Source organism: Pseudomonas sp. EpS/L25 (assembly GCF_001512295.1).
In the GTDB taxonomy this organism is placed as follows: Bacteria; Pseudomonadota; Gammaproteobacteria; order Pseudomonadales; family Pseudomonadaceae; genus Chryseomonas.
Genome location: NZ_LNUP01000012.1, coordinates 28,944 through 54,457, shown reverse-complemented (window position 1 = coordinate 54,457; position 25,514 = coordinate 28,944). Strand labels below are relative to the sequence as shown.

Sequence of the window (25,514 nt, the reverse complement as noted above, 5' to 3'; positions counted from 1 at the left end):
GTAAATAACCCAAGCGCTGTACTCGGGTATCCCGCCAGGGCGGTCCGACTGCTCGTGAGGACGACTGAATCCAGCAAGGATGGGCCCGTACGACCGATCTGGCTAGCAGACCATGGGACCTGGCCCAAGTTCTGAGGTGCGAACCGCTCAACCGTCAGGGTGCCGGGAAAAGCGACCGCTCACAAAAATGCCGGACGAGTCCGGCATTTTTGGTTACAACCTGACGGCGGCCGGTTACTGGCGCACGCCCTCGAAGGACAGCATGAATTCCACTTCCTGGGATTTCGGGCCGAGGTCCTTCTGAATGTTGAAGTCCTTGAGCTTGAGGGTGGTAGTGCCCTCGAAGCCGGCGCGGTAGCCGCCCCACGGATCCTTGCCCTCGCCCATGAAGTGGGCCTTGATGGTGATCGGCTTGGTCACGCCGTTCAGGGTCAGGTTGCCGGTGACATCGGCAGTGCCGTCGCCGGTGGGGGTGACCTTGGTCGACTCGAAGCTGGCCTGGGGATGGGCGGCGACGTTGAGGAAGTCGGCGCTGCGCAGGTGCTTGTCACGCTCGGCGTGGTTGGTGTCGACGCTGTCGGTGTTGATGGTCACCTTGACCTTGTCGGCGGACGGATCCTTGGCATCGAAGCTGAAGTTGCCGTCGAAGTCCTTGAAGGTGCCGTACAGCCAGCTGTAGCCCAGGTGCTGGATCCGGAACTGGATGAAGGCGTGCTGGCCCTGCTTGTCGATCTTGTAGTCGGCGGCCATGGCCTGGCCGGCGCCCAGCAGAGCGGTGCCCAGGGCCAGGGCGGCGAAGGTTTTCTTCAGCATTGGATGAAGCTCCATGTGGTTATTGAAAGCGGAGGGTCAGGAAGGGTTGTGTACGCGGCCGAGCATGCGCACCAGGGTGCCATCGCGGTCGACGAAGTGATGCTTGAGCGCGGCCAGCACGTGCAGACCGGCGAGGACGATCAGCGTCCAGGCGAACCAGAGGTGGATCTTGCCAGCGGTGTCGGCCTGATCCGGCAGCCCGCTCAGGGTCGCCGGGACCTTGAACCAGCCGAACACATCGATGGCCACCCCATCGGCGGTGGAGATCAGGTAGCCGGCCACCATGACGGTGAGCATCAGCCCATAGAGCAGGAAGTGGCCGATACCCGCGGCACGGCGCACCAGGGGGCTGCCCTCCACCGGCGGCGGCGGACTGACCAGGCGCCAGAGCAGGCGCAGCACCAGGGCGATCAACAGCAGTATGCCGGCGCTCTTATGCAGTTCGGGGGCGGTGTGATACCAGGTGTCGTAGTAGTCCAGGGTCCGCATCCACAGGCCGGAGGCGAACATGGCGATGATCGCCAGGGCCATGACCCAATGCAGAACCAGACTGACCATACCGTAGCGAAGGCCGTCGTTGCGCCAGTGCATCGCTTTTCTCTCCTGAAAAAGCTTTGCCTAAGCCTAGCTGCAAACGTATCGAAGGAAAGCGGAAAAAGTATCGAATCAATATCGAAGCAATCGATGGATCGGAGGATGCGAAAGAGCACCGTCCGCTCCGGACCAGACGCTGCGCTGGGGCAGCGTCTGGGCTCAGGTCGCGATCAGAACGACCAGTGGAACAGCTTCCAGAAGAAGCCGTGCTCGCTGCCGTCCTTGGCCGGCGCGGCTTCGGCGGGCTTGGGTGCGGCAGCCGGGGCGGCCTGTGCCTTGGCGCTGGCAACCACCGGGACCACGGCCTTGCCGGCCTTGAGATCGCGGACCTGGCCCGCCGCGCGCTGCCCACTGGCCAGGGCGCCTTCCAGGGTACCCGGATGCAGCGGATCGGTGTGCTCGCCGGCGAAGATCACCCGGCCGGTGGGCTTTTCCCACAACCGCCAGTAGCGGGTGATCTGGCCCGGGCCATAGGCCAGATAGGCGCCGCCCACGCCCGGATCGCGGCTGTAGCGGCGCACTTCGTAGCCGGAGAAGGCACCCCGAGCCTTGGGATAGATGGCATGGAAGCGGATCAGCACCTGGTCGACCATCTGCTTGTCGCCGAAGGCCTGCACCAGCCGCGCGCTGTCGCCGGCCAGGTTGACCAGCACGTTGGCACCGCCCTTCACGTCCGGCTCCACCCACAGCATGCCCAGGCCCTGGTCGCTGTAGATCTCGCCGCTCATGCGCGACTTGCTGTCCCACACCGGGGTCCTGAACTTGAGCAGGATCTGGTCGCGCCAGCCGTAGGTGGTGCCCTTGATCGCCGCCTGCTGGGTGGCGTCCAGCGCCGGGGTCATCTGCACCTGGCCGAGGGCGCGCAACGGCACCGCCATCACCACGTAGTCGGCCTTGTACCCGGTGGCGCCGGCCTTGACCGTCACGCCGCTCGGATCCTGGACGATGCTCGACACCTTGCTGTCTGTCTTGATCGTCCTGATCTGCTTGACGAAGGCCTGGGCCAGGACGTCGCTGCCACCGGGCAGGCGGGCGGCGCGCAGGTCCTTGTCGTCGACGCCGCGATAGACGCGGGTCTGCTGGGCCAGATAGAGCAGCGACAGCCGCGAGGGCTCGTCGTAGCGGACGCGGATGCGCTGGTTGATCAGTTGGCGGGCCACCGGCGGCAGATTCTGCTTGTCCAGCCAGGTGGCGGCATTGATCTGGTCGAGGGCATGCAGGGTCGGGGTGGCGGTCGGCTGCAGCGGATCGCTGATGGCCGCGGCCAGGTCGTCCAGGGACTTGTCGACACGCTTGAGGGCATCGGCCACGACCGGCATCTTCTGCGCCAGGTCGTCCTGGGAATAGTACTGGCCTTCGATCAGATAGCCCGGGGTGCGCACGAAGGACGGCGCGTCCACGGTCTTGAGCTTGAAGGTGTCCAGGTAGTGGTTGAGCACCGGCTGGGCCTTGGTGTCGCCGATCCATTCGCTGGAGGCGAGGCCGGAGCGACCGCCGACGCGAGGGCCGGCCTCGAGCAGGGTCACGTTCCAGCCGGCCTGCTGCAGTTCATAGGCCGAGGCCAGGCCGGCCATGCCGGCGCCGACCACGATTGCCGAGGGACCACTGGGCGCGGCGGGAGCAGCGGCGGCTTTCTCCGGCGCCTTGTGGACCTCTTTGTGGGCGTCCTTGTGCGCCTTCTCGGCAGCACCTGCGCTCAGGCTGGTGGCGAATACGCCGGCTGCCAAGCAGACGGTAAAACCTGTCCAACGCGACGACATCTTCTCTAGACTCCTGGGACCGGGAAACGGCGGTGGCGCAGCATACGCGAGCGGCAACGGGGCAACTAGCCGCCGCCACGACCGGCAATCGGCCCGCGCCTTGCTCCTGTCGTGCGGCCTGACTTAGGCTTACGCCCCCTTTTTGCCGCCGGGCCAGCGCCGGGAGACCGCCATGACCAATCACGACTGGATGCGCCGCGACCTGGAGGTGCTCTGGCACCCCTGCACCCAGATGAAGGATCACGAACAGCTGCCGGTGATCCCGATCCGCCGTGGCGAGGGCGTCTGGCTGGAGGACTTCGACGGCAACCGCTACCTGGACGCCGTCAGCTCCTGGTGGGTCAACGTCTTCGGCCACGCCAATCCGCGCATCAACGAGCGCATCAAGGCCCAGGTCGACCAGCTGGAGCACGTCATCCTCGCCGGCTTCAGCCACCAGCCGGTGATCGAACTGTCCGAGCGCCTGGTCGCCCTCACCCCGGCCGGTCTCGACCGGGTGTTCTACGCCGACAACGGCTCCTCGTGCATCGAGGTCGCGTTGAAGATGAGCTACCACTACTGGCGCAACGTGGGTCAGCCGGAGAAGCGCCGTTTCGTCACCCTGACCAACAGCTATCACGGTGAAACGGTGGCGGCCATGTCGGTGGGAGACGTGGCGCTGTTCACCGAGACCTACCAGGGCCTGTTGCTGGACACCCTCAAGGTGCCCAGCCCCGACTGCTACCTGCGGCCCGAGGGCATGGGCTGGGAAGAACATTCGCGGCAGATGTTCGCGCACATGGAGCGCACCCTGGCCGAGCACCACGCCAGCGTCGCCGCGGTGATCGTCGAGCCGCTGATCCAGGGCGCCACCGGCATGCGCATGTACCACCCGGTCTATCTGCGCCTGCTGCGCGAGGCCTGCGACCGCTATGGCGTGCACCTGATCCATGACGAGATCGCCGTGGGCTTCGGCCGCACCGGGACGATGTTCGCCTGTGAGCAGGCCGGCATCCGCCCGGATTTCCTCTGCCTGTCCAAGGCCCTTACCGGCGGCTACCTGCCGCTGGCCGCCTGCCTGACCACCGACGCCGTCTACCAGGCCTTCTACGCCGACTACCACACCCTGCGCGCCTTCCTGCACTCCCACAGCTACACCGGTAATCCACTGGCCTGTGCCGCCGCCCTGGCGACCCTGGACATCTTCGCCGAGGACGATGTCATCGAAGCCAACAGGCCACTGGCCCGGCGCATGGCCGAGGCCACCGCGCACCTGGCCGAGCACCCCCAGGTCGGCGAGGTGCGCCAGACCGGCATGGCCCTGGCCATCGAGATGACCGCCGACAAGGCCAACCGCACCCCCTATCCCTGGCAGGAAAGACGGGGGCTCGCCGTCTACCAGCACGCCCTCTCCCGTGGTGCCCTGTTGCGTCCGCTGGGCAACGTGGTCTACTTCCTGCCGCCCTACGTCATCACCCCCGAGCAGATCGACTTCCTCGCCGAGGTGGCGAGCGAAGGCATCGACCTCGCCACCCGCACCTCGGTCAGCGTCGCCCTGAGCGACCTGCACCCCAACCACCGCGATCCCGGCTGATCTGGAGCCTGCCATGCGTCTCACCCGCTGCCATCTCGACCTGCCCCTGGCCCTCGGCCGCCTGGACCTGCCCGATGCCCAGGCCCACTACCTGGGCCGCGTGCTGCGCCTGGCGCCGGGCGATGCCGTGCAGCTGTTCGACGGCAGCGGCCGGGAATACCTGGGCCAGGTGACGGAAGTGGGCAAAAAGAGCCTTAGCGTGGAGCTCACCGAAGCACTGGCGGGCCAACCCGATTCCCCCCTGCACATCCACCTCGGCCAGGGCCTGTCCCGTGGCGAACGCATGGACTGGGCGATCCAGAAGGCCACCGAACTGGGCGTGGCCGAGATCACCCCGCTGGTCAGCGAACGCTGCGAGGTCCGGCTCAAGGACGAACGCGCCGACAAGCGCCTGCAGCACTGGCGCCAGGTGGCCATCAGCGCCTGCGAGCAATGCGGGCGGTCCAGCGTGCCGCTGATCCATCCGCCGCAGCTGCTGGCCGACTGGCAGGCCAGCGTGGCCGCCGACCTCAAGCTGGTGCTGCATCCGGTGGCCGAGCCCCTGGAAAGCCACGCCCGCCCTGCCCGCCTGGCCCTGTTGATCGGCCCGGAAGGGGGCCTGAGCGAGGCCGAAGTGGCCGTCGCCCGCGCCGCCGGTTTCCAGCCGGCGCGCCTGGGCCCGCGGGTGCTGCGCACCGAGACCGCCCCCGTGGTGGCGCTGAGCGTCGCCCAGCAACTCTGGGGCGATTTCCAGACCTCGTGATCTGTACGAGCGACCGCTGCCATGCGGTGGTCCAACCCTTCCCCAACGGATAGTTTCGGAGCCCTGGATGACCCTGCCCTCTCGCCCCTACGCCGCCTTCCTGTTCGACATGGACGGCACCCTGCTCACCAGCGTGGCCTCCGCCGAACGCGCCTGGAGCACCTGGGCCCTTGGCCATGGCCTGAACCCGGCCGAGGTGCTGGCGGTGATGCATGGGGTGCGCGCGGTGGATACGGTCAGGCGCTTCGCCCCGCCCGGCGCCGACATCGAGGCCGAGACCCGCGCCATCACCGAGCTGGAGATCGCCGATGTCGCGGACATCCAGGAAATCCCCGGCGCGGCGGCCTTTCTCGCCAGCCTGCCAGCCGGCAGCTGGGCGCTGGTCACCTCGGCCTCGCGGCGCCTGGCCGAGGTCCGTCTCGCCGCTGCTGGCATGAGTCTGCCGCCGGTGATGATCTGCGCTGAAGACGTCACCCAGGGCAAGCCCGCGCCGGACTGCTTCCTGGCCGGCGCACGCAAGCTGGGGGTGGAGATCGGCGACTGCCTGGTGTTCGAGGATGCCCATGCCGGCTTTGCCGCGGCCAAGGCCGCGGGCGCCGATGCCGTCGCCATCACCGCGACCCATCGCGAGCCGCTGGACCTGGGCCTGCCGACCCTGGTGGACTACCGCGGCGTCGGCATCAGCCGTGACGAAGGCGGCGCCATGCGCCTGACCCAGCAGGCCTAGAACACGCCGGCTTCGGCCAGGCGTTCTTCCACGCCGATCAGATCGGGAATACGCGCCGTGCCGCCTTCGTAGGCCACGGCGCCCAGCTCCAGGGCGGCCAGGGGCACCTCGGCGGCGGCCAGCTCGGGGGTGATGCGCAGCGAACGCGGAATGCTGCGGATCAGCAAGGCGAGAAAGCGCACCCGGTCGCGTCCGCCCAGGGCATTGAGGATGGCTACCCGCGCATGGCGGTCACCATCGAACTGGGCAGCGCTGCCGCTGGACAATGCCTCGAAGCTGATCAGCGGCAGGCGCAGGTCGCGCCAGGCGACCTGGCCCAGGCACCAATCGGGCTGCACCGGCAGCGGCCGGATCTCGCGACAGGGCACCAGCTCGGCCACCGCCGCATTGGGCAGCAGCAGGGTACGATCGGCCAGGGTCAGCAGCAGGCCAGTCAGGTGTTCGTTGGCGGGAGCGGCGGTCGACATGGGAAATTCCTTTAGCTTCGCTGCTCGGCCAGGCGCGCCACCAGGGCTTCGGCCAGGCCGCGGGGATCGGCGGTGAAGGTCGCCAGGCCCGATTCGCGCAGGCTTTCCGGCATGCTCGGGGCGATGCAGGTGCTCGCCGACTGGGTCCACAGGGTGCCACCGCGACGCCGCACGTAAGGCGCCGAGGCCGTGCCGTCGTTGCCCATGCCGCTGAAGACGATGACCCCGCAGCGTGCGCCGAAGTGCTGCGCCAGGTTGAGCATCATCTGGCTGATCGAAGGCGTATAGGGCTCGGGCCAGGCGCGCTCGACGATGTCCAGGACGCCAGAGGCGCGAAAGGTCAGTTCCTGCTGGGTCGGCACCACCACCACTTCGCCACAGCGGATCGGTTCACCCGGACGCACGCCCTGGATGTGCCACTGGCTGTGGCGGCCGACCGCGCGCAGCAGATTGGCGGCGAAGCCGTCGCCGATGTGCTGGGCATAGAGGAAGCCGACCGGCAGACCACCCGGCAGGGCGTCGAGGAAGGCCTTCACCGCCGCCGGACCGCCAATGGAGGCAGCCAGCAACCAGACCTCGGGGGCCGGATCGCCGGCCGGCAACGGCAGGTTGGCGAGTGGCTCGGGCAGCGCCAGGCGTGGCGGGCGCGGCTGGTCCTGCAACAGGGTCTCCAGCGCGGGACCGACCACCGCGACCGGATCACCGATCAGTCGCTTGAGCTTGCCGATCAGCCGCTTCTCCCAGTGGCTGAAGGGATCGGTGAAACGCTCCGGCGCCTGGCCCTCGCCGAACAGGATGGGCACCTCGGCCTCCTCCAGCAGGACGTCCACCAACGGCGATTCTTCGGTCTGGCTCAGGTCGATCAGCCAGAGGTCGGTCGTCACCGACGGCCATTCGGCCTCGTCGAAACGCTCGGGATCGCTGTTGAGGACGACGTGATAGCCATTGTCGGCCAGCACCTGCTGCAGCACGTGGCGCTGCAGGGGGCTATCGGCCAGGATGGCGACGCGGGCGGTATGCATCTCAGTCATGTTCCCTGACCAGTCGATGAATGTGGGCCAGGAGTTCACTCTCCTGATAGGGCTTGCCCAGGTACTCGTTCACGCCCAGGCTCAGCGCGCGCTCGCGGTGCTTTTCCCCGGTACGGGAGGTGATCATCACGATCGGCAGGTCCTTGAGTCGGGCATCGTGGCGGACCAGTGTGGCCACCTCGAAGCCGTCCATGCGCGGCATCTCGATATCCAGCAACAGGATGTCCGGCTGGCGCTCCTGGAGCTGGGCGATGGCGTCCACCCCATCCTTGGCGGTGAAGACCTCCATGCCATGGCGTTCCAGCAACCGGCTGGTCACCTTGCGTACCGTCACCGAATCGTCCACCACCATGACCAGGACCGGGCGACTGGCTTCCACTGCTACCTGCAGGTTCTGGGCCAGATGTGCAGAGTCGTCGGCCGCGCTGCGCTGGCTACGGATCATCGCCAGCAGGTCGAGGATCACCACCACGCGTCCGTCGCCGAGCAGGGTAGCGCCGGAGAGGCCCGGCACCCCGGCGAACTGCGGCCCCAGGCCTTTCACCACGATTTCCCGCGAACCGGCGACCGCATCCACCTGGATGGCCACGGCGTGCTCGGCCGAGCGCACCAGGACCACCGGCAGCGGCAGACTCTGGCCGGTCAGCTTGGGCTGCTGGCCGTTGCCGAGCAGGTGGCCCAGGTAGCGCAGATCGTAGCGCTGGCCGCCGTATTCGAAGGCTTCCGCCCCCGGCCGGTAGAAACGCTCGAGATCGGCCGCGGTCACCCGCACGATGCCTTCGATGGTGTTCAGAGGTACGGCGTAAAGGTCGTCACCGGCATGCACCATCAACGCCCGGTTCACCGATACGGTGAACGGCAGGCGGATGGTGAAGCGCGTGCCCTCACCCGCCACGCTGTGGATGTCCATGCTGCCGCCGAGCTGCTTCACCTCCTGGTGCACCACGTCCATGCCGACGCCGCGCCCGGAAATCTGGGTAATGGAGGCGGCCGTGGAGAAGCCCGACTCCAGGATGAACTGCAACACCTCGGCATCGGGCAGCTCGACGCCTTCGGCCATCAGGCCGCGCTCGATCGCCTTGCGGCGCACCGCGTCGAGGTCGATACCGCGGCCATCGTCGGCCAGGGTGAGGATGATGTCGCCGCCCTCACGGCGCAGATCCAGGCTGATGACGCCCTCGGCCGGCTTGCCGGCCCGCTGGCGCCCGGCGGGATCTTCGATGCCGTGGTCGATGGCGTTGCGCAGCATGTGCTCCAGCGGCGGAATGATCCGCTCGAGCACGGTGCGGTCCAGCTCGCCCTCGGCGTTGCCGACCCGCAGCTCCACTGGCTTGTCCAGTTCGCCACTGACCTGGCGCACCACCCGATGCAACCGCGGCACCATGCGCTCGAAAGGCACCATGCGCGTCTGCATGAGGCTTTCCTGCAGCTCGGTGTTGACCCGGGCCTGTTGCAGCAGCAGGGTCTCGGCATCGCGATTGCGCTGGCCCAGGGTGTTCTTCAGGTCCAGGAGGTCGGACGCCGATTCGAACAGCGCACGGGACAGCTGCTGCAGCTGGGAATAGCGATCCAGCTCCAGCGGATCGAAATCCTCGTAGCCGACCCGGTCGACGTCTTCGTGGTGCCGGCTGATGATCTGCGCCTGGGTCTCGGTGTCCAGGCGTCGCAACTGATCGCGAACCCGTTCGATGGTGGCTTCCATCTCGCCCAGCGTGGTACCGATGTCGTTCACCTGCTGCTCGACGCGACCCCGGAAGATCGAGGTCTCGCCCGCCAGGTTGACCAGCTGTTCCAGCAACGCCGCCGGGACCCGGACCAGTTCCTGGGACGACCGGCGCTGCGCCGCCTGTTGGCGGACCTGCTGCAGACGCTGCACGAAGGGCAGCGTGGCGACCGGCGCACTGCGCTGCTCGCGGGCCACCATGACGGGCGCCATCGCGAGCTCAGGCTCGGGCTCGGACGCTTCATCGGCCAGGGGCGAAGGTTCGTCCGCGACGGGCGCGTCCGGCGCTTCCTCGATCGGCTCTTCTGCGGCAGGCGCTGCCTCGACCAGCTCCGACGATGCCTCGTCCGGCAGCTCGGGACGGTCGGATGGCTCGCCCTCGGCACCCGAGGTGGGGGCCGCACTCGGCGCCGACAGCCGGACGACGCCCAGCTGCAACTGGTCGACGCCCTTCACCGCCAGGTCCCGTACGCGAGCGCCTTCGCCCTCGTTCAGGCCCACCACCAGCGAACGCAGCTCGGCGAGTTGTTGTTCCAGGTCGTGGGCCTGGTCGCCCAGGCCATGGAGACCGGCCAGCCGGGCCCCACCCTTCAGGGTGTGCAGGCAGCGCAGCAGCTCGTCCACCGCCACCTCGGGCGCCGCAGGCCAGCGCGCCAGCGCGGTATCCATGCTGGCCAGCAGGTCCTGGGCTTCCTCGGTGAAGATCTCGAGGATTTCCGCATCCGTTTCCTCGTCGAAGACCGGTGCCACGGCCGGCGGCGACGCGAGCGGTTCGGCGGCCATGGTCGCTTGTTCACGATAGTCGCGCAGGGCCTCGATCAGCTCGTCGGCCGCAGGGGACGCCTGCCCCAGGGCGAGGGCTTCGAGCTGCTCGTGCAGCCGGTCATGGCAGCGGTGCAACAGCCCACCGAGGGTCGGCCCCGGTTTGATCCGGCCTCGCGCCAGCCCCTCGTAGAAGGCTTCCAACGCGTGGGCGAGATCGCCGATGGCGTCCACCTCGGCCAGGCGCGCGCCGCCCTTGAGGGTGTGCAGGTCGCGCAGCAGGGATTCCAGCTCGATGCCGTTGCGCGGATCCTTTTCCCAGGCACGCAGCGAGGTCGCCATGCTGTCCAGCAGGTCGCGGCTTTCCTCGACATAGATGGCCAGCAACTCGGCGTCGGGACCGTCCGCGCTGGGCATGGGCGGCACTGGCGGGGCAGCATCGAGAGCGGCTTCCACCGACGGCTCGGCCAGGTCAGCGCTCGGTGTCTCGTTCGCCTCGTTCGCCTCGTTCGTCAGCTCGTCGAGATGGCCGGCGCGGATGCGCTGCAGACGCTCGATTTCGTCCGCGTGCTCGCTGATCGATGCGCCGTTTTCCAGCTCTTCCAGCTGGGTGGCGAGACAGGCATGGGCATCCCGCAACGGGGCGCCCAGTTCGGCGCCGCCCGCGAGACGGCCGTCGAGCAGTCCTTCGTAGATGGCATCCAGCTCGGTGGCCAGGGCAGCGACCGGGGCGATCCCGGCCAGGTTGGCACCGCCTTTGAGGGTGTGCAGGTCACGCTGCAGGGTGCCGAGGTGGAAGCGTTGCTGCGGTTCGACCAGCCATCGCTCCAGCGCCCGGTCGGCGCTGTCCAGCAGGTCCAGGGCTTCCTCGAGGAAGATCAGTTGCATCTCGCGATCGACGTCGTCGGCCGCGTCCGGAGCCGACTCCACCGGCGCCTCGGCCTGTTCGAGCAGCTTTTCCGCTTCGGCTCCAGACAGGAGCTCGGCTTCGATCGCGACGTCCGGCTCAGCCTCTGACTCCGGTTCGGTTTCGGCCGCAACGCCCCGTTCAGCCTCGGGCTCCGACTCGGCTTCGGCTTCGGCTTCGGCTTCGGTTGACAGTTCGAGGTCGAGCGCCGCGGCCGGTTCGAACGGCGCAGCAACGTCAGTGGCCAGGTAGGCTTCGGGTTCGGGCTCGCCCAGCAGTGCCGTCGCCGTTTCGGGCAACCCGGCGAGGATGCCGACCAGCAAGGCGCGCAGCCCTTCGATACGCTCGTCGCAAGGGGTCGCACGGGTACCGCTGGCCAACTGGTTGAGCATGCTGATCAGGGCTTCCTGGGCATCTTCCGCCTCCCGGAAGAAGGCCTCGTCAGCCGGCAGCGAACCGCTGGCGACCGCGGCATAGACCGCCTGCAGGGCTTCGGCAAGTTGCTCCACGTCGACCAGGCCGACTCGCGCCGCCCGATCGGCGAAGGTGTTCAGCCGCTCGGCCAGCAGATCCGGACAAGCCTCGGCCGCACCACCGGTGCGCCAGGCCACCAGGCGCTCGTCGGCGTCCAGCAGCATGTCCATCGCCGGCATCAGGAAATCGGCCAGGCGCAGGACGTCGCGCCGCTCCGGCAGCGGTACCTCAGGTACCGGCAACTCCTCGCCCAGTTGCTCCAGCAGCGCTTCGCACTCGGCGATCAGCGCCGGCGCCCCGGTCAGGGGCTCCATCAGGGAGCCGTCCTCGAGGATGGCGAGCCGCGCCTCCAGCAGATCCGCGCCACGGGCGAGCAGCTCGCACTCGGGGGCGGCGAAGGGTACGTGGGCGAGCTTGTATTCCTTGGCCAGACGCTCCAGCGCGGAAGCCAGTTCGGCCACCGGCGAGCTGCCCGCCATATGGGCACTGCCCTTGAGCGTATGCAGGGCACGCAGCAGGGCATCGGATACCACCTGGCCGCTGCCGGATTCGGCCTGCTCCAGATAGCGGCGCACCGTTTCCAGATGGGCCTGGGCTTCGGTACGGAAGATGTCCAGCAACTGGTTGTCGGCCTCGCTGAAGGCTTCGTCCAGCGCGGCGCTATCCACGTCCGCTACCTCGACCAGGGGCAGCGCCGTAACCTCGACCGGCGCTGGCGCCTGAACAGCGCCCCGCTCGGGCAGCGCCTCGTTGCGGGCCAGGGCATGGGCAGCATGGGCCAGCCAGTCGACGTCGTCGCGCTGCCGCTGACGATCCTCGGCGTACTCCGTTACCAGTTCCGGCAACAGGGCACAGACGTCGTCCACCACCGTCTGCAGTGCGGCGCTGTGGTCGACGCTGTGGTCCAGGCGACGATTGAGCAGGTTCTCCACCGCCCAGGCCAGTTCACCGATGACCAGGGCCTGGACCATCCGCCCGCTGCCCTTGAGGGTGTGGAAATTGCGCCGCAATTCGGCGAGCGCCGAGCGTCCCTCGGGGTCGGCATGCCAGGTCGGCAACCAGCGTTCCAGCTCCGCCTGGACCTCGCCGGCCTCTTCGATGAAGACTTCGCGCAGCTCGTCCTCGATCGGCTCGGCGTCGGCAGGCGGCGGCAGCAAGGCATGGGGCACCTGGGCTGCCGGGGGATTGATGGGATCGACCGGTGCCGCCAGGACTTCGGCCACCGAATCGCTATCTGCGCCCAGGGGCTCGAGCTGATCCAGCTCCACGCCGGCCAGCAGCTCTTCGGGCTCTTCGGGCTCTTCGGCGTCTTCGTCGACGTCCGGAGTGGGCAGGGGCTCGTCCGGCAGCGCCGCGTCGGTATCCTTCGGACTCGCGGCCGGTTCGTCCGCAGGCGCGAGGGCCAGCGACTCGTCCTCGAAGCCTGATTCCGCGGAGCTGGGTTCCGCGAAGATCGGCGTCAGCTCGAACGCCTCTTCGCGGGGCTCGGTGACGCTCGGCTCTTCGCTGACGGGGGGGCTTTCCAGCAGGGTCTCGTCCGGTAGCGCATCAAGCTCCAGCATGGCTGTGTCGGCGGCCGGGGGCAGGGCTTCGTCGACGGCAGCGGCATCCAGGGCCGGCGCGCCGGCGGGAGACGCCGGCGGCGATAGCTCGGCCGGCGCCTCTTCATCCGCCGCGCGAGCGGGATAGCCAAGGGCGATGAGGCTCTCGTCGGCGATGTCGAGGATCATCTCGTGAGGCGTGGACGGATCCTCGGCCAGGCGCTCCAGGTAGTACTCGACGCTGGTGATGGCGTCGGCCAGAGTGTCCAGGCTCTGCCAGTCCGGCACCGCCTGCTTGCCCAGGAGCTGCTCGCAGATATAGTCGTTCGCGGCCTGGACCTGGGCGGCGGCCCGTTCCAGGGGAATCATCGCCAGGCCACCCCGGACCTGGGTCAGCAGCAGAGGCACCGGCTCCAGGTGGACGTGGTTCCACTGGGAGGCGATGAATTCGATGATGGCGTCCTTGGATTGCTCCAGGCCGTTGCGCGCCTCCCGTACCACCACCCGATGCAACTGGTCGATGTCGGTGGTGGGCAGTCGGTTTTCCTCGTAGTCGCCCGAATCGTTGCCGCTGACCATGCCGGCCAGGGTCGCTTCCACGTAGAGCAGCGCGCCGGCGATGTCCATCAGGGCCGCGTCGTTGGCTTCGCGCACGCCCTCGGCCAGTTCACCGACGGCCTCGTGTTGTTCCAGCACCACCTTGCGCGGCTGACCGAAGCCCAGCACTGCCAGGGTATCGGCGATCTGCTTGAGCGGCGCCAGGAGGCCGCGTAGGCTACCGACCTGTTGGCGATCACTGCGCACGAAGAGATCGAGGTTGTCCTTGATCTGCACCAGCTCTTCGCACAGCGCGGTGACCACCGAGCGCATGGCCTCGCGGTCGGGACCGACGATGCGCGAGCGCTCGAAGCCCACCAGTTCGGCATCCGGCAGGGCTTCGTCGAGGCGATAGTGGGCCTTGAGCGCAGCGATGCGCGGACTCTGCACCGGCGCCTTGGCCAGATAGAACAGCAGGTTCTTCAGCAAATCCGCCGGCGCCGGTTGGTTCAGCGTCACCACCCCGTCGCTGATCAGGCGCTTGAGCTCACGATCGAGCTGGCGCAACAGGCCACGGATGGAGCTGCTGTTGTCCAGCTCGCCAGCCTTGAGCAATTCGGTGAGACCCGCCGCCACCGGCCAGAGGGCGCCGAAGGGCGACCCGGCGCAGAGCTGGTCCAGGCGTTCGAACACCCGCAGCAGGTAGTCCAGGTGCAAATGGACATCGCGGTCGCGGAACAGCCCGACCTGGGCGCCCTGCAGGGCCTGGCGCAGCTTGCGCAGGCGCGGCAGCCAGTCCGGCGAAGCGCGATCAGCCAGCTCCGCGTCGCTCAGGGAGAGCGGGACGGCGGAAAAATCCGGCGAGAACAGGCTGGTTTCCGACAGCAGCTTCTCGCCACGCGCCGAACGCAGGTCATTGAGCAGCGGCAGGATCGCCAGGGGCAGGTCGCGGCGTGCCTCCAGTACCCGGTCGAGGTAGGGCGGTACCTGCAGGATGGCCTGCATCAGCACTTCCAGCGCCTCGTCCGGGCTGCTCACCCGACCTTCGTGGAGTTCCTGCAGCAGCAGCTCCATTTCCTCGGCCAGCAGGGCGGCGCCGTAGAACTCCACCATCTGCAGGGTGCCATAGACCTGGTGCACGTAGGTCCGGCAAAAACCCAGGCGGCTACGGTCCTGCGGGTTGTCGACGAAGGCCTCGAGCGCCTTGCGGGCCTGCTGCAAGGTTTCGGCGATCTCTCCCTTGACCCACTCGAGGGCTACGTAGTCGTGTCGATCGATCATCTCGGCTCCTGTCATGCCGGGCAGTCCGCCTGGCGGACGAACGCCAGGACCTCGGGATGCTCGGCGGGCACCAGTTGCGGGTGGCTCCAATTGCTCACCTCACCAACGCCCAAAACCAACAACCCACCCGGTGCGAGCCGCTGGACCAGCTGGTTGAGCAGGTCTCGGCGCAGCCAGCGGCGGAAGTAAATCAGCAGGTTCTGACAAAAAATGACATTGAGCCCCTGCAAGGGGGCCTGGCTCAGTTCCAGCACATTGAGCCTGGCGAAGCAGAGGCGCTCCGCCAGGCGGGGACAGATCTGGTAGCTGCCGTCCTCGCGGGAACGGAAGTAACGTTCGCGCAGGTTCGCCGGTACGCCATCCAGCCGCTGTCGGCTGAAAGTGCCCTGGCGCGCCTGGCGCAGGGCTTCGCTGCTGATGTCCGTTCCGGTCAGCGAGAACGTCATGGGCTGCCCCTGCCGGGACAAGGCTTCGGCGGTGCTGATGGCCATCGAAAAGGCTTCCTCTCCACTGGAACAGCCCAGACTCCACAGGGCCAGAGGCTGGCCTTCGGCGGTCTGGACGAACTCACTCACATAGGCTTCCAGCAGGGCGAACGATGGCGGGTGGCGGAAGAAACGCGTCGCCTGGATGGTCAGGCGATCGAGCAGACGAACCCACTCGACCCGCCCGCTGACCCCTTCGCAGACGGTGCGGTAGTAGCTTTCGTAGTCCGCGATGGCCAGCTCGCGCATGCGGGCGGCCAGCTGGATCTGCAGAAAGCTGCGCTGCCGGTCGTCCAGCACCATCCCCGCGCGCGTTTCGAGCAACTGTCGCCAGCGCTCGAAATCCGCATCCGGTAGCTCGGGAGCACGGCACAACGCCCAACTCGACTCCCTACCCACGTTTCCCCCTCGCCACGCCTAGGCGTGGCCGACGCGCTCAGCCCTGCGGCTGCTCGTTCGGCAGATTGAAGCCCGATACCGAACGACGCATCTCGCTGGCCAGCTTCGCCAGCTCGCCGATGCTGCGGGCAGTGGCGGTGGTACCGGCCGAGGTCTGCGAGGTGATCTCCTGGATGACGTTCATGGTGCTGGAGATGTGGCTGGCGGACGAAGACTGCTGCCGTGCGGCATTGGAAATGTTCTGGATCAGCCCGGCGAGACTCTGGGATACCTTCTCGATCTCCTCCAGGGCCACCCCGGCATCCTGGGCCAGGGCGGCACCGCGGACCACTTCCGAGGTGGTCTGCTCCATGGAGATGACCGCCTCGTTGGTGTCGGTCTGGATCGCCTTGACCAGTGCCTCGATCTGCTTGGTGGCGCCGGAGGAGCGCTCGGCGAGGCGCTGGACCTCGTCGGCGACCACGGCGAAACCACGACCGGCATCACCGGCCATGGAGGCCTGGATAGCGGCGTTGAGTGCCAGGATGTTGGTCTGGTCGGCGATGTCGTTGATCAGGCCGACGATGTCGCCGATCTCCTGGGACGACTCGCCCAGGCGCTTGATCCGCTTGGAGGTGTCCTGGATCTGCTCGCGAATGCTGTCCATGCCGATGATGGTGTTGTGCACCACCTGGTTGCCCTTGTTGGCGATGGCCACGGAGCGCTCCGCCACCGCGGTGGATTCGGAGGCGTTGGTGGATACCTGGTCGATGGACACGGCCATCTCGTTGATCGCCGCGGAGGCCCCGGCGATTTCCTGGGCCTGGTGCTCCGAGGCCTCGGCCAGCACGGTCGCGGTTTGCTGGGATTCCTGCGCCGCGGCGGCCACCTGCAGCGCGGTCTGGTTGATGGTTTCCACCAGTTCGCGCAGTTGGTCGATGGAGTAGTTGATGGAGTCGGCGATGGCGCCGGTGAAGTCCTCGGTCACCGTGGCCTGGACGGTTAGGTCACCATCGGCGAGGTCGGCGATTTCATCCAGCAGGCGCAGAATGGCGGCCTGGTTGCGCTGGTTCTTCTCGTCGGTCTCGGCCAGGCGGCGCCGGGTATCGCGAACCAGGATGAAGCCGATGCAGAGAATGGCGGCCAGGGCGATGAACACCAGCAGATAGCTGCCCACGGTGTTGATCTTGCGGCTCTGGGTCAGGGAGGCGTAGCCGGTGCTCAACTCGGAAACGGAGCCGAGCAGCGCCTGGGAGCCCGTGTAGATCTGGCCGACCGCGGCGCGGACCTGCAACAACTCGGGCGAGGTGGCCAGGATCTCGTCGACGTTGCCGGAGACGAATTCGAACAGCTTGTTGGCTTCGTTCAGGCGCCCGACGGCTTCCGGGTCGGTGACCTTGGCGATGCCCATGGAGGCGTTGCCTTCGCGCATGGCCTTGAGCACGCGGCCGAACAGGCTGGCATCGCGCCCGAAACTGTCGGCGGCCTGCACGGCGGCTTCGTCGCCGGTGAGGATCTTGTTGATGGAGCCGAGGATCCGTTCGGCCAGCAGGGCCTGGCGCTGGGCCACCACCACCTGGCTCGCCGGAGCGTTCCGCTCGATCAGGATGTCGACGATCTCTTCGTTCTCGACCTGCAGCTGCGGGATGGTTTCCGCCAGGGCACCGGCCAACTGGTGCAGCGACAGTACCGTCTGCTCGCTGCCCAGCATGGTGTCGACCTGGCTACGCAGGGTGGACCACTGGCCTTCCACGGTATCCATGCGCGGCTTCAGCAGCGCAGGCGAAGGCGGCAGCCCGGTGCTCGGATCCCCCTTGTTCAGGATGTTCCAGCGGCGCTCGAACTCGCTCCGGGCCACGCGCAGGTCCTGGAAGGCTTCCGGTTTGCCGGTAGCGGCCTCACTGGCGCTCTTGGCGAGCTGCTGCGAGAGGATGCGCAGTTCGGTGGCCTGGCCCTGGTACTGGCTGTCGTAGCCAGCTTGAGTGCTCAGGTACGCGAAGTTGGCGAACAGCAGCACGATCGAGACGATCAGTACCACGAACATGCCCGCGACCCACGCGTTGAGTTTCCCTGTATTGAGTTTGTTCATCAGCGGCCCCCGCCTGGACCTTGGTTCCTTTGATTCGATTCCTTGTCGGCCGGCCGTACCCTTTCGCTTGAAAGCGGTGCGTATCGGCCTACCCCCATCCGTCGGTTATGGCTACTGCCATCCCGCTCCCGCAACCCGTGCAGCGGAGCCTAGGCTCAGGCCGCGACGTCCATGAATTCGGGATGCTCGACCAAGGCACGCGGGCTGCAGACCAGCCACGGAACGTCGCGTTGGAAGACGCCTTCCAGAAAGAACTGCAGCCCCGGCGGCACGCTGTCGTCGTGCTCGCGGTAGGCCTCGATGTCGAAATGCTGCATGCCCAGGACTTCGTCAACCGCCAATCCGACGAAGAGATCGCCATGGTCGACGATCAGGATGCGCCGCTGTTTGCGCAGCGCCTGGATCTTCACGCCGAGGAATTGCCCGAGGTCGGCGATCGGCAACAGGCGACCGCGCACGTTGGCTACGCCCTTGAGCCAGGGCTTGACCCCGGGCAGCGCGGTGAAGCGCGGCTCCGGCAGGATCTCGCTGACCTCGCCCATGGGGATGACGAAACGCAATTCACCCAGCCGGAAGCCGATGCCACTCCAGGTCTGCTGGTTTTCCTGTTGCGCGGGCAGACCGGCTGCCCGCTCGCGGCAGCGCACGTCGATCAGGCGCAAGAGTTCGTAGGGCGTGGTAGCGTCGCTCATGAGATTCCGTGCCCATTAGGGCGCTGCCGCAAAAGACGGACGAATCGCGTCAGCCTTGCAAAACGCCTGCCAGGGTGCGCAGCAGGGTATCTTCGTCGATGGGCTTGGTCAGGTAATCCTTGGCGCCCTGGCGCTTGCCCCAGACCTTGTCGGTCTCCTGATCCTTAGTGGTGACGATGACGACCGGGATATGGCTGGTTTCGGCGTCCTTGGTCAGCTGGCGCGTGGCCTGGAAGCCGTTGAGGCCCGGCATGACGATATCCATCAGGACCGCATCCGGCTTCTCCTGGCGGGCCAGGGCGACGCCATCTGCGCCATTCTCGGCCTTGAGCACCTGATGCCCATGCTTCTCGAGCATGGCGGTGAGCTTGTACATCTCGGTGGGAGAGTCGTCGACGATCAGAATTCGAGCCATGAAAATTTCCTACTAGATTGAATCACCCGTCCCAGGACGCTCAGGACGCCTGTTCGAGCGGAGTGAAGCTGGGGACGTGGGTCTTGATCGCACCGATCAGCTCTTCTTTGCTGAAAGGTTTGGTGAGGTATTGGTCAGAGCCGACGATACGGCCCTTGGCCTTGTCGAACAGGCCATCACGCGAAGAAAGCATGATGACGGGCGTCGCGCGGAAGGCGCTGTTGTTCTTGATCAGCGCGCAGGTCTGATAACCATCCAGTCGCGGCATCATGATATCCACGAAGATGATGTGGGGATGACTATCGGCGATCTTGGCGAGCGCATCGAATCCATCGATGGCGGTGATGACCTCGCAGCCAACTTTCTTGAGCAGGGTCTCGGCGGTACGGCGAATCGTCTTCGAATCGTCGATCACCATGACCTTGAGCCCTTCCGAATACTGTTCCATGTTCAAGCTACCAGCTCATCGTCTGATGAAACGTGAATGATGTCGATCCGGGCCCCTTGGCGGCGCCTCTTTGTAGCACACAATACCGTGACGTACCACGCAGATCCCCTGGCGGCGGACCGCCGGCCCGCCCGCCACGACGATCGCGCAAGCATGGCACTCGGGGCGATCGAAGGGCTATTCTGACGCCTTGCCCACGTAGAACCGAGGTCTAGCGTCAATGAGTATCCGCCTGGGGATCGTCATGGATCCCATCGAACGCATCTCCTATAAGAAGGATAGCTCCCTGGCCATGCTGTGGGCGGCCAAGGCCCGCGGCTGGACACTGCATTATTTCGAGATGCAGGACCTGTACCAAGTCGATGGCGAGGCCCGCGGCAGAGGTCGACAGCTGGACGTGTTCCAAGACCCCGAGCGCTGGTTCGCCTTCGGCGAGAGCGTCGATCTGCCCCTGCGCGAGCTGGACGTCATCCTGATGCGCAAGGACCCACCCTTCGACAATGAGTTCGTCTACGCCACCTACCTGCTGGAGCAGGCCGAGCGGGGCGGTACCCTGGTGGTCAATCGTCCGGCGAGCCTGCGCGACTGCAACGAGAAGTTCTTCGCCACCCTCTTTCCCGAACTGGCACCGCCGACGCTGGTCAGCCGCCGCGCCGACATCATCCGCGAATTCGCCCGCAACCATGGCGATGTCATCCTCAAGCCGCTGGACGGCATGGGCGGCAGCTCGGTGTTCCGCCACCGCGAGGGCGATCCCAACCTGTCGGTGATCCTGGAAACCCTCACGGCCCATGGCACTCAGCAGATCATCGCCCAGCGTTACCTGCCGGGCATCAAGGACGGCGACAAGCGTATCCTGATGATCGATGGCGAGCCGGTGGACTACTGCCTGGCGCGTATTCCCGCCCAGGGCGAGACCCGCGGCAACCTCGCCGCCGGCGGACGTGGCGTCGCCCAGCCACTGTCGGCGCGGGATCGCGAGATCGCCGCCGCGGTCGGCCCGGAGCTGCGCAAGCGGGGCCTGCTGTTCGTGGGCCTGGACGTGATCGGCGAGCATCTCACCGAGATCAACGTGACCAGCCCGACCTGCATCCGCGAGATCGATGCGGCCTACGACACCCGGATCGCCGAGCGGCTGATGGAGGTGATCGCGCAGCAACGCGCGGGCTGAGGCCGTCGTCCAGGCCGCCGCGCGCGGCATGGACAAGCGCGGGCACAATCCGCAGACTGGCGCCAGCCTCAACGTGCATCTTCCGCCCTTGCCGACCCCGTCCATGCCCAGCACCGCTCCGCACCCCGCCGCCCAGGTTCGCGCTGCCGACCGCCTGGGCTTCACGTTGCTCATCGCGACCCTGCTGCACGTGGTGCTGATCCTGGGCGTCGGCTTCTCCCTGCCCGAGCCGAGCCAGATCAGCCGTACCCTGGAGGTAACCCTGGCGAGCTTCAAGAGCGACGAGGCGCCCAAGCAGGCCGACTTCCTCGCCCAGGAGAACCAGCAGGGCAGCGGCACACTGGACAAGGCGGCGGCGCCGAGCACGCCGGTGCAGGCACCCTTCCACGACAGCGAGATCCGCGAGGCCGCCCCGCCGGCCCGCAAGCCTGCGGCGGATCGCGCCCAGGCGCCCAAGGCGGCGCTGACCACCCGCGCCAGTCGCCCGACCAAGGCCGAGCCCAGCCGTGAGACGCCCGAGCAGGAACAGCGCGATGCCCCGGCCCCGGAGGCCGACAGCCAGGCCGCCGAACTCGCCAGCCTGGAAGCCCAGCTCGCCGAGGAGCGCCAGCAGTACGCCAAGCGGCCGAAGATCTGGCGGATCAACGCCGCCTCGACGCAGAAGGACAAGGGCGCCCGCTACAAGGAAGAATGGCGACGCAAGATCGAGCGCATCGGCAACCTCAACTATCCCGAGCAGGCCAAGCGCGACCGCCTCTATGGCAGCCTGCGCTTGCTGGTGGCCATCAACAAGGACGGCTCGCTCTACGAGGTGCAGGTGCTGGAATCCTCGGGCCGTCCGGTGCTGGACCAGGCCGCCCTGCGCATCGTCCGGCTGGCGGCGCCCTTCGCTCCCTTCAGCGGCGATCTGGCCGACATCGACCGGCTGGAGATCATCCGCACCTGGCGTTTCGAGCGCGGCGACCGCCTGTCCAGTCAATAGCCGCGCGCGTCGTTGGACTTGAAGCCGGACCGCGCAACCGGGAAACTTGCCGGTCATGAAGCCGACCTCCAGCACCACCCTACAGCACCAGCTCCTGATCGCCATGCCGCAGATGGACGATCCCCATTTCGCCGAGACGGTGATCTACCTGGTCGACCATGGCCCCGACGGCGCCATGGGCCTGGTGATCAACCGCCCCAACGGCCTGCACCTCGACGATCTGCTCGAACAACTGCGCCCCGAGGTGCCCGCCACCCTGGAGGACACCCAGATCGCCCTCTATGCCGGCGGCCCGGTGCAGACCGACCGCGGCTTCGTCCTGCACGAGGCGGGACCGGTCTTCCAGAACACCCTGGAACTCGACGACCTGAGCCTGACCACTTCACCGGACGTACTGTTCGCCCTCTCCGACGGCACTGGCCCGGCCCGCCGCCTGATCACCCTGGGCTACAGCGGCTGGGGTCCCGGCCAGCTGGAGGAAGAACTGGCGGCGAACCTCTGGCTCACCACCCCGGCGACCTCCGCCCTGCTGTTCGACACCCCCAGCGAGCAACGCCTGGGCGCCGCCGCCGCCCTGCTCGGGGTCGACCTGCGCCTGCTGTCGCGCCAGGCGGGCCACGCATGAGTGCGCCCACGGGCCTCTACCTGGGCTTCGACTACGGCACCCGGCAGATCGGTGTCGCCGTTGGCCAGGCCGTCACCGGCCAGGCCCGCGAACTGGTCACCCTCAAGGCACAGAACGGCGTGCCGGATTGGCAGCAGCTCCAGCGGCTGTTGGACGAGTGGCGCCCTACCGCCCTGGTAGTCGGGCTGCCGCTGAACATGGACGGTACGCCCAGCGAGATGAGCGAGCGCGCCGAGCGCTTCGCCCGCCGCCTGCACGGCCGCTATGGCCTGCCGGTGCACACCCACGACGAGCGCCTCACCACCTATGCCGCCAAGGGCGAACGCCTGCAGGGCGGCCAGCGCGACGGCTATCGCGAGCGCCCGGTGGACGCCCTCGCGGCCGCCCTCCTCCTGGAAGGCTGGCTGACCCAACAACTGGAACGGGCCGCGCGCCCGCAATCGGAGTAGCCATGCACCTGCCCTCCCCCGCCGAGCTCCTGCCGCGGCTGGCCGCCGACCTGCGTCTGTGGCTGGATCGTCGTGGCATCAACGATCCCGGCTTCGTTGGCATCCACACCGGCGGCCTCTGGGTCGCCGAGGCCCTGCTGGCCGAACTCGGCCTGGATACCCCGCTGGGCAGCCTGGACGTGTCCTTCTATCGCGACGACTTCACCCAGAAGGGCCTGCACCCCCAGGTGCGCCCCTCGGCGCTGCCGTTCGAGATCGACGGCCGGCATCTGGTGCTGGTGGACGATGTGTTGATGAGCGGGCGTACCGTGCGCGCGGCGCTCAACGAGCTGTTCGACTATGGCCGCCCGGCCAGTGTGACCCTGGTCTGCCTGCTCGACGTCAATGCCCGCGAATTGCCGATCCAACCCGACGTGGTGGGCGCCACCCTGAGCCTCGCTCCCACCCAGCGCGTCAAGCTGACCGGCCCCACGCCGCTCGCCCTCGAATACCGCGACGTCCCCGCCCCCTGACCTGGATTCGCTGCCATGACCGACGCTACGCGTTCGCTGCAACTCAACGCCCAGGGCCAATTGCGCCATTTCCTGTCACTCGATGACCTGCCCGCCGAACTTCTGACGGAACTGCTCGATACCGCCGACTCCTTCCTCGAGGTCGGCGCCCGGGCGGTGAAGAAGGTACCGCTGCTGCGCGGCAAGACGGTGTGCAACGTCTTCTTCGAGAACTCCACCCGTACCCGCACCACCTTCGAACTGGCGGCCAAGCGGCTGTCGGCGGACGTCATCACCCTCAACGTCTCCACCTCCTCCACCAGCAAGGGCGAGACGCTGTTCGACACCCTGCGCAACCTGGAGGCCATGGCTGCCGACATGTTCGTGGTGCGCCACGCCGATTCCGGCGCTGCCCACTTCATCGCCGAGCACGTCTGCCCCGACGTCGCCATCATCAACGGTGGCGACGGCCGGCATGCCCATCCTACCCAGGGCATGCTGGACATGCTGACCATCCGCCGGCACAAGGGCGACTTCGCCAACCTGTCGGTAGCCATCGTCGGTGACATCCTGCATTCGCGGGTCGCCCGCTCCGACATGCTGGCGCTGCGCACCCTGGGCTGCCGCGACATCCGCGTCGTCGCCCCGCGCACCCTGCTGCCGGTCGGTCTCGAAGACCTCTATGGCGTCCGCACCTACACCGACCTGGCCGAGGGCCTGGACGGCGTGGACGTGGTGATCATGCTGCGCCTGCAGCGCGAGCGGATGCAGGGCGGCCTGCTGCCCAGCGAAGGCGAGTACTACCGGCTGTTCGGCCTGACCCGCCAGCGCCTGGCTCGCGCCAAGCCCGATGCCATCGTCATGCACCCCGGCCCGATCAACCGCGGGGTGGAGATCGAATCCGCGGTCGCCGATGGCGAGCAGTCGGTCATCCTCAACCAGGTCACCTACGGCATCGCGGTCCGCATGGCGGTGCTGTCGATGGCCATGAGCGGGCAGACGGCCCAGCGTCAGCTACAGGAGAATGCCCAGTGAGCCTGAGCATCCGCAATGCCCGGGTGATCGACCCGGCCACCGGCCTCGATCAGGTCGGCGACGTCCATGTCGACCAGGGTCGCATCCTGGCCCTGGGCGAGGCGCCCCAAGGCTTCCAGGCCGCCGAGCAGCTGGACGCCAGCGGCCTGATCCTGGCGCCGGGCCTGGTCGACCTGGACGTCGCCCTCTGCGAGCCGGGCCTGACCCGCAAGGGCAATGTCGACAGCGAGACCCGCGCGGCGGCGGCGGGAGGCGTGACCAGCCTGTGCTGCCCGCCCACCACACGCCCGGTGCTGGACACCACCGCCGTGGCCGAACTCATCCTCGACCGCGCGCGGACCGCGGACCATGTCCGTGTCAACCCCATCGGTGCCCTGACCCGCGGGATGGCCGGCGAGCAGTTGTCCGAGCTGATGGCCCTGCGCGATGCCGGCTGCGTGGCTTTCACCAACGGCCTGCAGCGCTTCGAGAATCTGCGGGTACAGCGCCGCGCGCTGGAATATGCGGCCACCTTCGATCTCACCGTGGTCTTCAACGCCCTGGACGCCGACCTGGCCGACGGCGGCCTGGCCCATGAAGGACCCACCGCCAGCTTCCTGGGTCTCACCGGCATCCCGGAGACCGCCGAAACCATCGCCCTGGCCCGCGACCTGCTGCTGGTGGAACAGAGCGGCGTACGCGCCCACTTCGGCTTGCTCACCAGCGCTCGCGCGGTGGAGATGATCGCCGCCGCCCAGGCCCGCGGCCTGCCGGTGACCGCCGACGTGGCGCTCTATCAACTGCTGCTCACCGACGAGGCGCTGCAGGGTTTCTCCAGCCTCTATCACGTCAAGCCGCCGCTGCGTACCGCGCGCGACCGCGATGCCCTGCGCGCCGGGGTGCGGGACGGTGTGATCGGCGCCATTTCCAGTCATCACCAGCCCCATGAAGCGGATGCCAAGCTGGCACCCTTCGCCGCCACCGAACCGGGCATCAGCAGCGTGGAACTGCTGCTGCCGCTGGCCCTGACCCTGGTGGAAGACGGCCTGCTGGACCTGCCCGCCCTGCTGGCGCGCCTGACCACCGGCCCGGCCGATGCCCTGCGCCTGCCGGCGGGTCGCCTGGCCAAGGGCCAACCGGCGGACCTGGTGCTGTTCTCGCAGCGGACCATCAAGCAGGCGGACACACCCTGGTTGTCGCGGGGGCGCAATTGTCCCTTCCACGGCATGACGCTGCCGGGACGGGTCGAGCGCACCCTGGTGGGAGGCCGCGCGACCTACTGTCGCGGGGAATGAAAGAAGGGGGCTCCTTGGAGCCCCCTTCTTTTTGTCTGACCGATCTAG

General features: G+C 67.5%; 21 protein-coding genes. 10 read left to right on the top strand and 11 right to left on the bottom strand.

From position 1 onward, the window contains the following. Positions 1-234 precede the first annotated feature (234 nt). The 3 genes from AR540_RS13960 to AR540_RS13950 all read right to left on the bottom strand — a co-directional run bounded on the left by AR540_RS13960 (position 235) and on the right by AR540_RS13950 (position 3,167). The gene (locus AR540_RS13960; RefSeq protein WP_059229815.1) at positions 235-813 is read right to left on the bottom strand and encodes a YceI family protein; all 579 of its coding nucleotides are present in this window, start codon (positions 811-813) and stop codon (positions 235-237) included. 36 nt (positions 814-849) lie between these two features. Then, on the bottom strand, positions 850-1,404 hold the full coding sequence (locus AR540_RS13955; RefSeq protein WP_059229814.1) for a cytochrome b: 555 nt from the start codon (positions 1,402-1,404) through the stop codon (positions 850-852). Between the two features lie 173 nt (positions 1,405-1,577). Next, entirely contained in the window at positions 1,578-3,167 is a 1,590-nt protein-coding gene (locus AR540_RS13950) for a flavin monoamine oxidase family protein (protein WP_059229813.1), read from the bottom strand. Between the two features lie 172 nt (positions 3,168-3,339). Between AR540_RS13950 and AR540_RS13945 the strand changes: the two genes are divergently transcribed. The 3 genes from AR540_RS13945 to AR540_RS13935 all read left to right on the top strand — a co-directional run bounded on the left by AR540_RS13945 (position 3,340) and on the right by AR540_RS13935 (position 6,209). Further along, positions 3,340-4,740 (top strand): adenosylmethionine--8-amino-7-oxononanoate transaminase, encoded by a 1,401-nt coding sequence (locus AR540_RS13945; RefSeq protein ID WP_059229812.1) that lies wholly within the window; start codon positions 3,340-3,342, stop codon positions 4,738-4,740. A 13-nt stretch (positions 4,741-4,753) separates the two neighbouring features. Further along, positions 4,754-5,482, top strand: coding sequence for a 16S rRNA (uracil(1498)-N(3))-methyltransferase (locus AR540_RS13940; protein ID WP_059229811.1), 729 nt, complete (start codon positions 4,754-4,756; stop codon positions 5,480-5,482). Between the two features lie 67 nt (positions 5,483-5,549). Then, on the top strand, positions 5,550-6,209 hold the full coding sequence (locus AR540_RS13935; protein WP_059229810.1) for an HAD-IA family hydrolase: 660 nt from the start codon (positions 5,550-5,552) through the stop codon (positions 6,207-6,209). Here AR540_RS13935 and AR540_RS13930 read toward each other — a convergent pair. The 8 genes from AR540_RS13930 to pilG all read right to left on the bottom strand — a co-directional run bounded on the left by AR540_RS13930 (position 6,206) and on the right by pilG (position 19,439). Beyond that, positions 6,206-6,676, bottom strand: a complete 471-nt coding sequence (locus tag AR540_RS13930) for a chemotaxis protein CheW (protein WP_059229809.1) — start codon at positions 6,674-6,676, stop codon at positions 6,206-6,208. The genes AR540_RS13935 and AR540_RS13930 overlap by 4 nt on opposite strands. An 11-nt stretch (positions 6,677-6,687) precedes the next feature. Then, on the bottom strand, positions 6,688-7,707 hold the full coding sequence (locus AR540_RS13925) for a chemotaxis protein CheB (RefSeq protein ID WP_059229808.1): 1,020 nt from the start codon (positions 7,705-7,707) through the stop codon (positions 6,688-6,690). Further along, positions 7,700-14,932, bottom strand: coding sequence for an Hpt domain-containing protein (locus AR540_RS13920; protein WP_059229807.1), 7,233 nt, complete (start codon positions 14,930-14,932; stop codon positions 7,700-7,702). The genes AR540_RS13925 and AR540_RS13920 overlap by 8 nt, the downstream gene beginning before the upstream one ends. Positions 14,933-14,943: 11 nt before the next feature. Beyond that, positions 14,944-15,792, bottom strand: a complete 849-nt coding sequence (locus tag AR540_RS13915) for a CheR family methyltransferase (RefSeq protein WP_082707010.1) — start codon at positions 15,790-15,792, stop codon at positions 14,944-14,946. 61 nt (positions 15,793-15,853) lie between these two features. Beyond that, positions 15,854-17,884 carry a methyl-accepting chemotaxis protein gene (locus AR540_RS13910; protein WP_059229805.1) on the bottom strand — a complete coding sequence of 677 codons (2,031 nt, stop codon included), beginning with the start codon at positions 17,882-17,884 and terminating at the stop codon, positions 15,854-15,856. A gap of 155 nt (positions 17,885-18,039) precedes the next feature. Further along, positions 18,040-18,576, bottom strand: coding sequence for a chemotaxis protein CheW (locus AR540_RS13905; protein WP_059229804.1), 537 nt, complete (start codon positions 18,574-18,576; stop codon positions 18,040-18,042). Positions 18,577-18,625: 49 nt separating this feature from the next. Then, positions 18,626-18,991: a twitching motility response regulator PilH gene (gene pilH / locus AR540_RS13900; RefSeq protein ID WP_007161680.1), complete on the bottom strand. Its 366-nt coding sequence runs from the start codon at positions 18,989-18,991 to the stop codon at positions 18,626-18,628. A 40-nt stretch (positions 18,992-19,031) separates the two neighbouring features. Beyond that, on the bottom strand, positions 19,032-19,439 hold the full coding sequence (gene pilG, locus AR540_RS13895; RefSeq protein ID WP_007161679.1) for a twitching motility response regulator PilG: 408 nt from the start codon (positions 19,437-19,439) through the stop codon (positions 19,032-19,034). 220 nt (positions 19,440-19,659) lie between these two features. On the opposite strand from pilG, the gene gshB reads away from it, so the two are divergent. The 7 genes from gshB to AR540_RS13860 all read left to right on the top strand — a co-directional run bounded on the left by gshB (position 19,660) and on the right by AR540_RS13860 (position 25,466). Beyond that, the gene (gshB, locus tag AR540_RS13890; protein ID WP_059229803.1) at positions 19,660-20,610 is read left to right on the top strand and encodes a glutathione synthase; all 951 of its coding nucleotides are present in this window, start codon (positions 19,660-19,662) and stop codon (positions 20,608-20,610) included. A 103-nt stretch (positions 20,611-20,713) separates the two neighbouring features. Continuing rightward, positions 20,714-21,592 carry an energy transducer TonB gene (locus AR540_RS13885; RefSeq protein WP_059229819.1) on the top strand — a complete coding sequence of 293 codons (879 nt, stop codon included), beginning with the start codon at positions 20,714-20,716 and terminating at the stop codon, positions 21,590-21,592. Between the two features lie 55 nt (positions 21,593-21,647). Continuing rightward, the gene (locus AR540_RS13880) at positions 21,648-22,217 is read left to right on the top strand and encodes a YqgE/AlgH family protein (protein ID WP_059229802.1); all 570 of its coding nucleotides are present in this window, start codon (positions 21,648-21,650) and stop codon (positions 22,215-22,217) included. After that, a complete protein-coding gene (gene ruvX / locus AR540_RS13875) occupies positions 22,214-22,666 on the top strand; it encodes a Holliday junction resolvase RuvX (RefSeq protein ID WP_059229801.1) in 453 nt (150 codons plus the stop codon). The genes AR540_RS13880 and ruvX overlap by 4 nt, the downstream gene beginning before the upstream one ends. A gap of 2 nt (positions 22,667-22,668) precedes the next feature. Further along, positions 22,669-23,178 (top strand): bifunctional pyr operon transcriptional regulator/uracil phosphoribosyltransferase PyrR, encoded by a 510-nt coding sequence (pyrR, locus tag AR540_RS13870; protein ID WP_059229800.1) that lies wholly within the window; start codon positions 22,669-22,671, stop codon positions 23,176-23,178. 15 nt (positions 23,179-23,193) lie between these two features. Next, entirely contained in the window at positions 23,194-24,192 is a 999-nt protein-coding gene (locus AR540_RS13865; protein WP_059229799.1) for an aspartate carbamoyltransferase catalytic subunit, read from the top strand. Beyond that, positions 24,189-25,466, top strand: a complete 1,278-nt coding sequence (locus AR540_RS13860) for a dihydroorotase (RefSeq protein WP_059229798.1) — start codon at positions 24,189-24,191, stop codon at positions 25,464-25,466. Before AR540_RS13865 ends, AR540_RS13860 begins: the two co-directional genes overlap by 4 nt. The last annotated feature ends 48 nt before the right edge of the window (positions 25,467-25,514 follow it).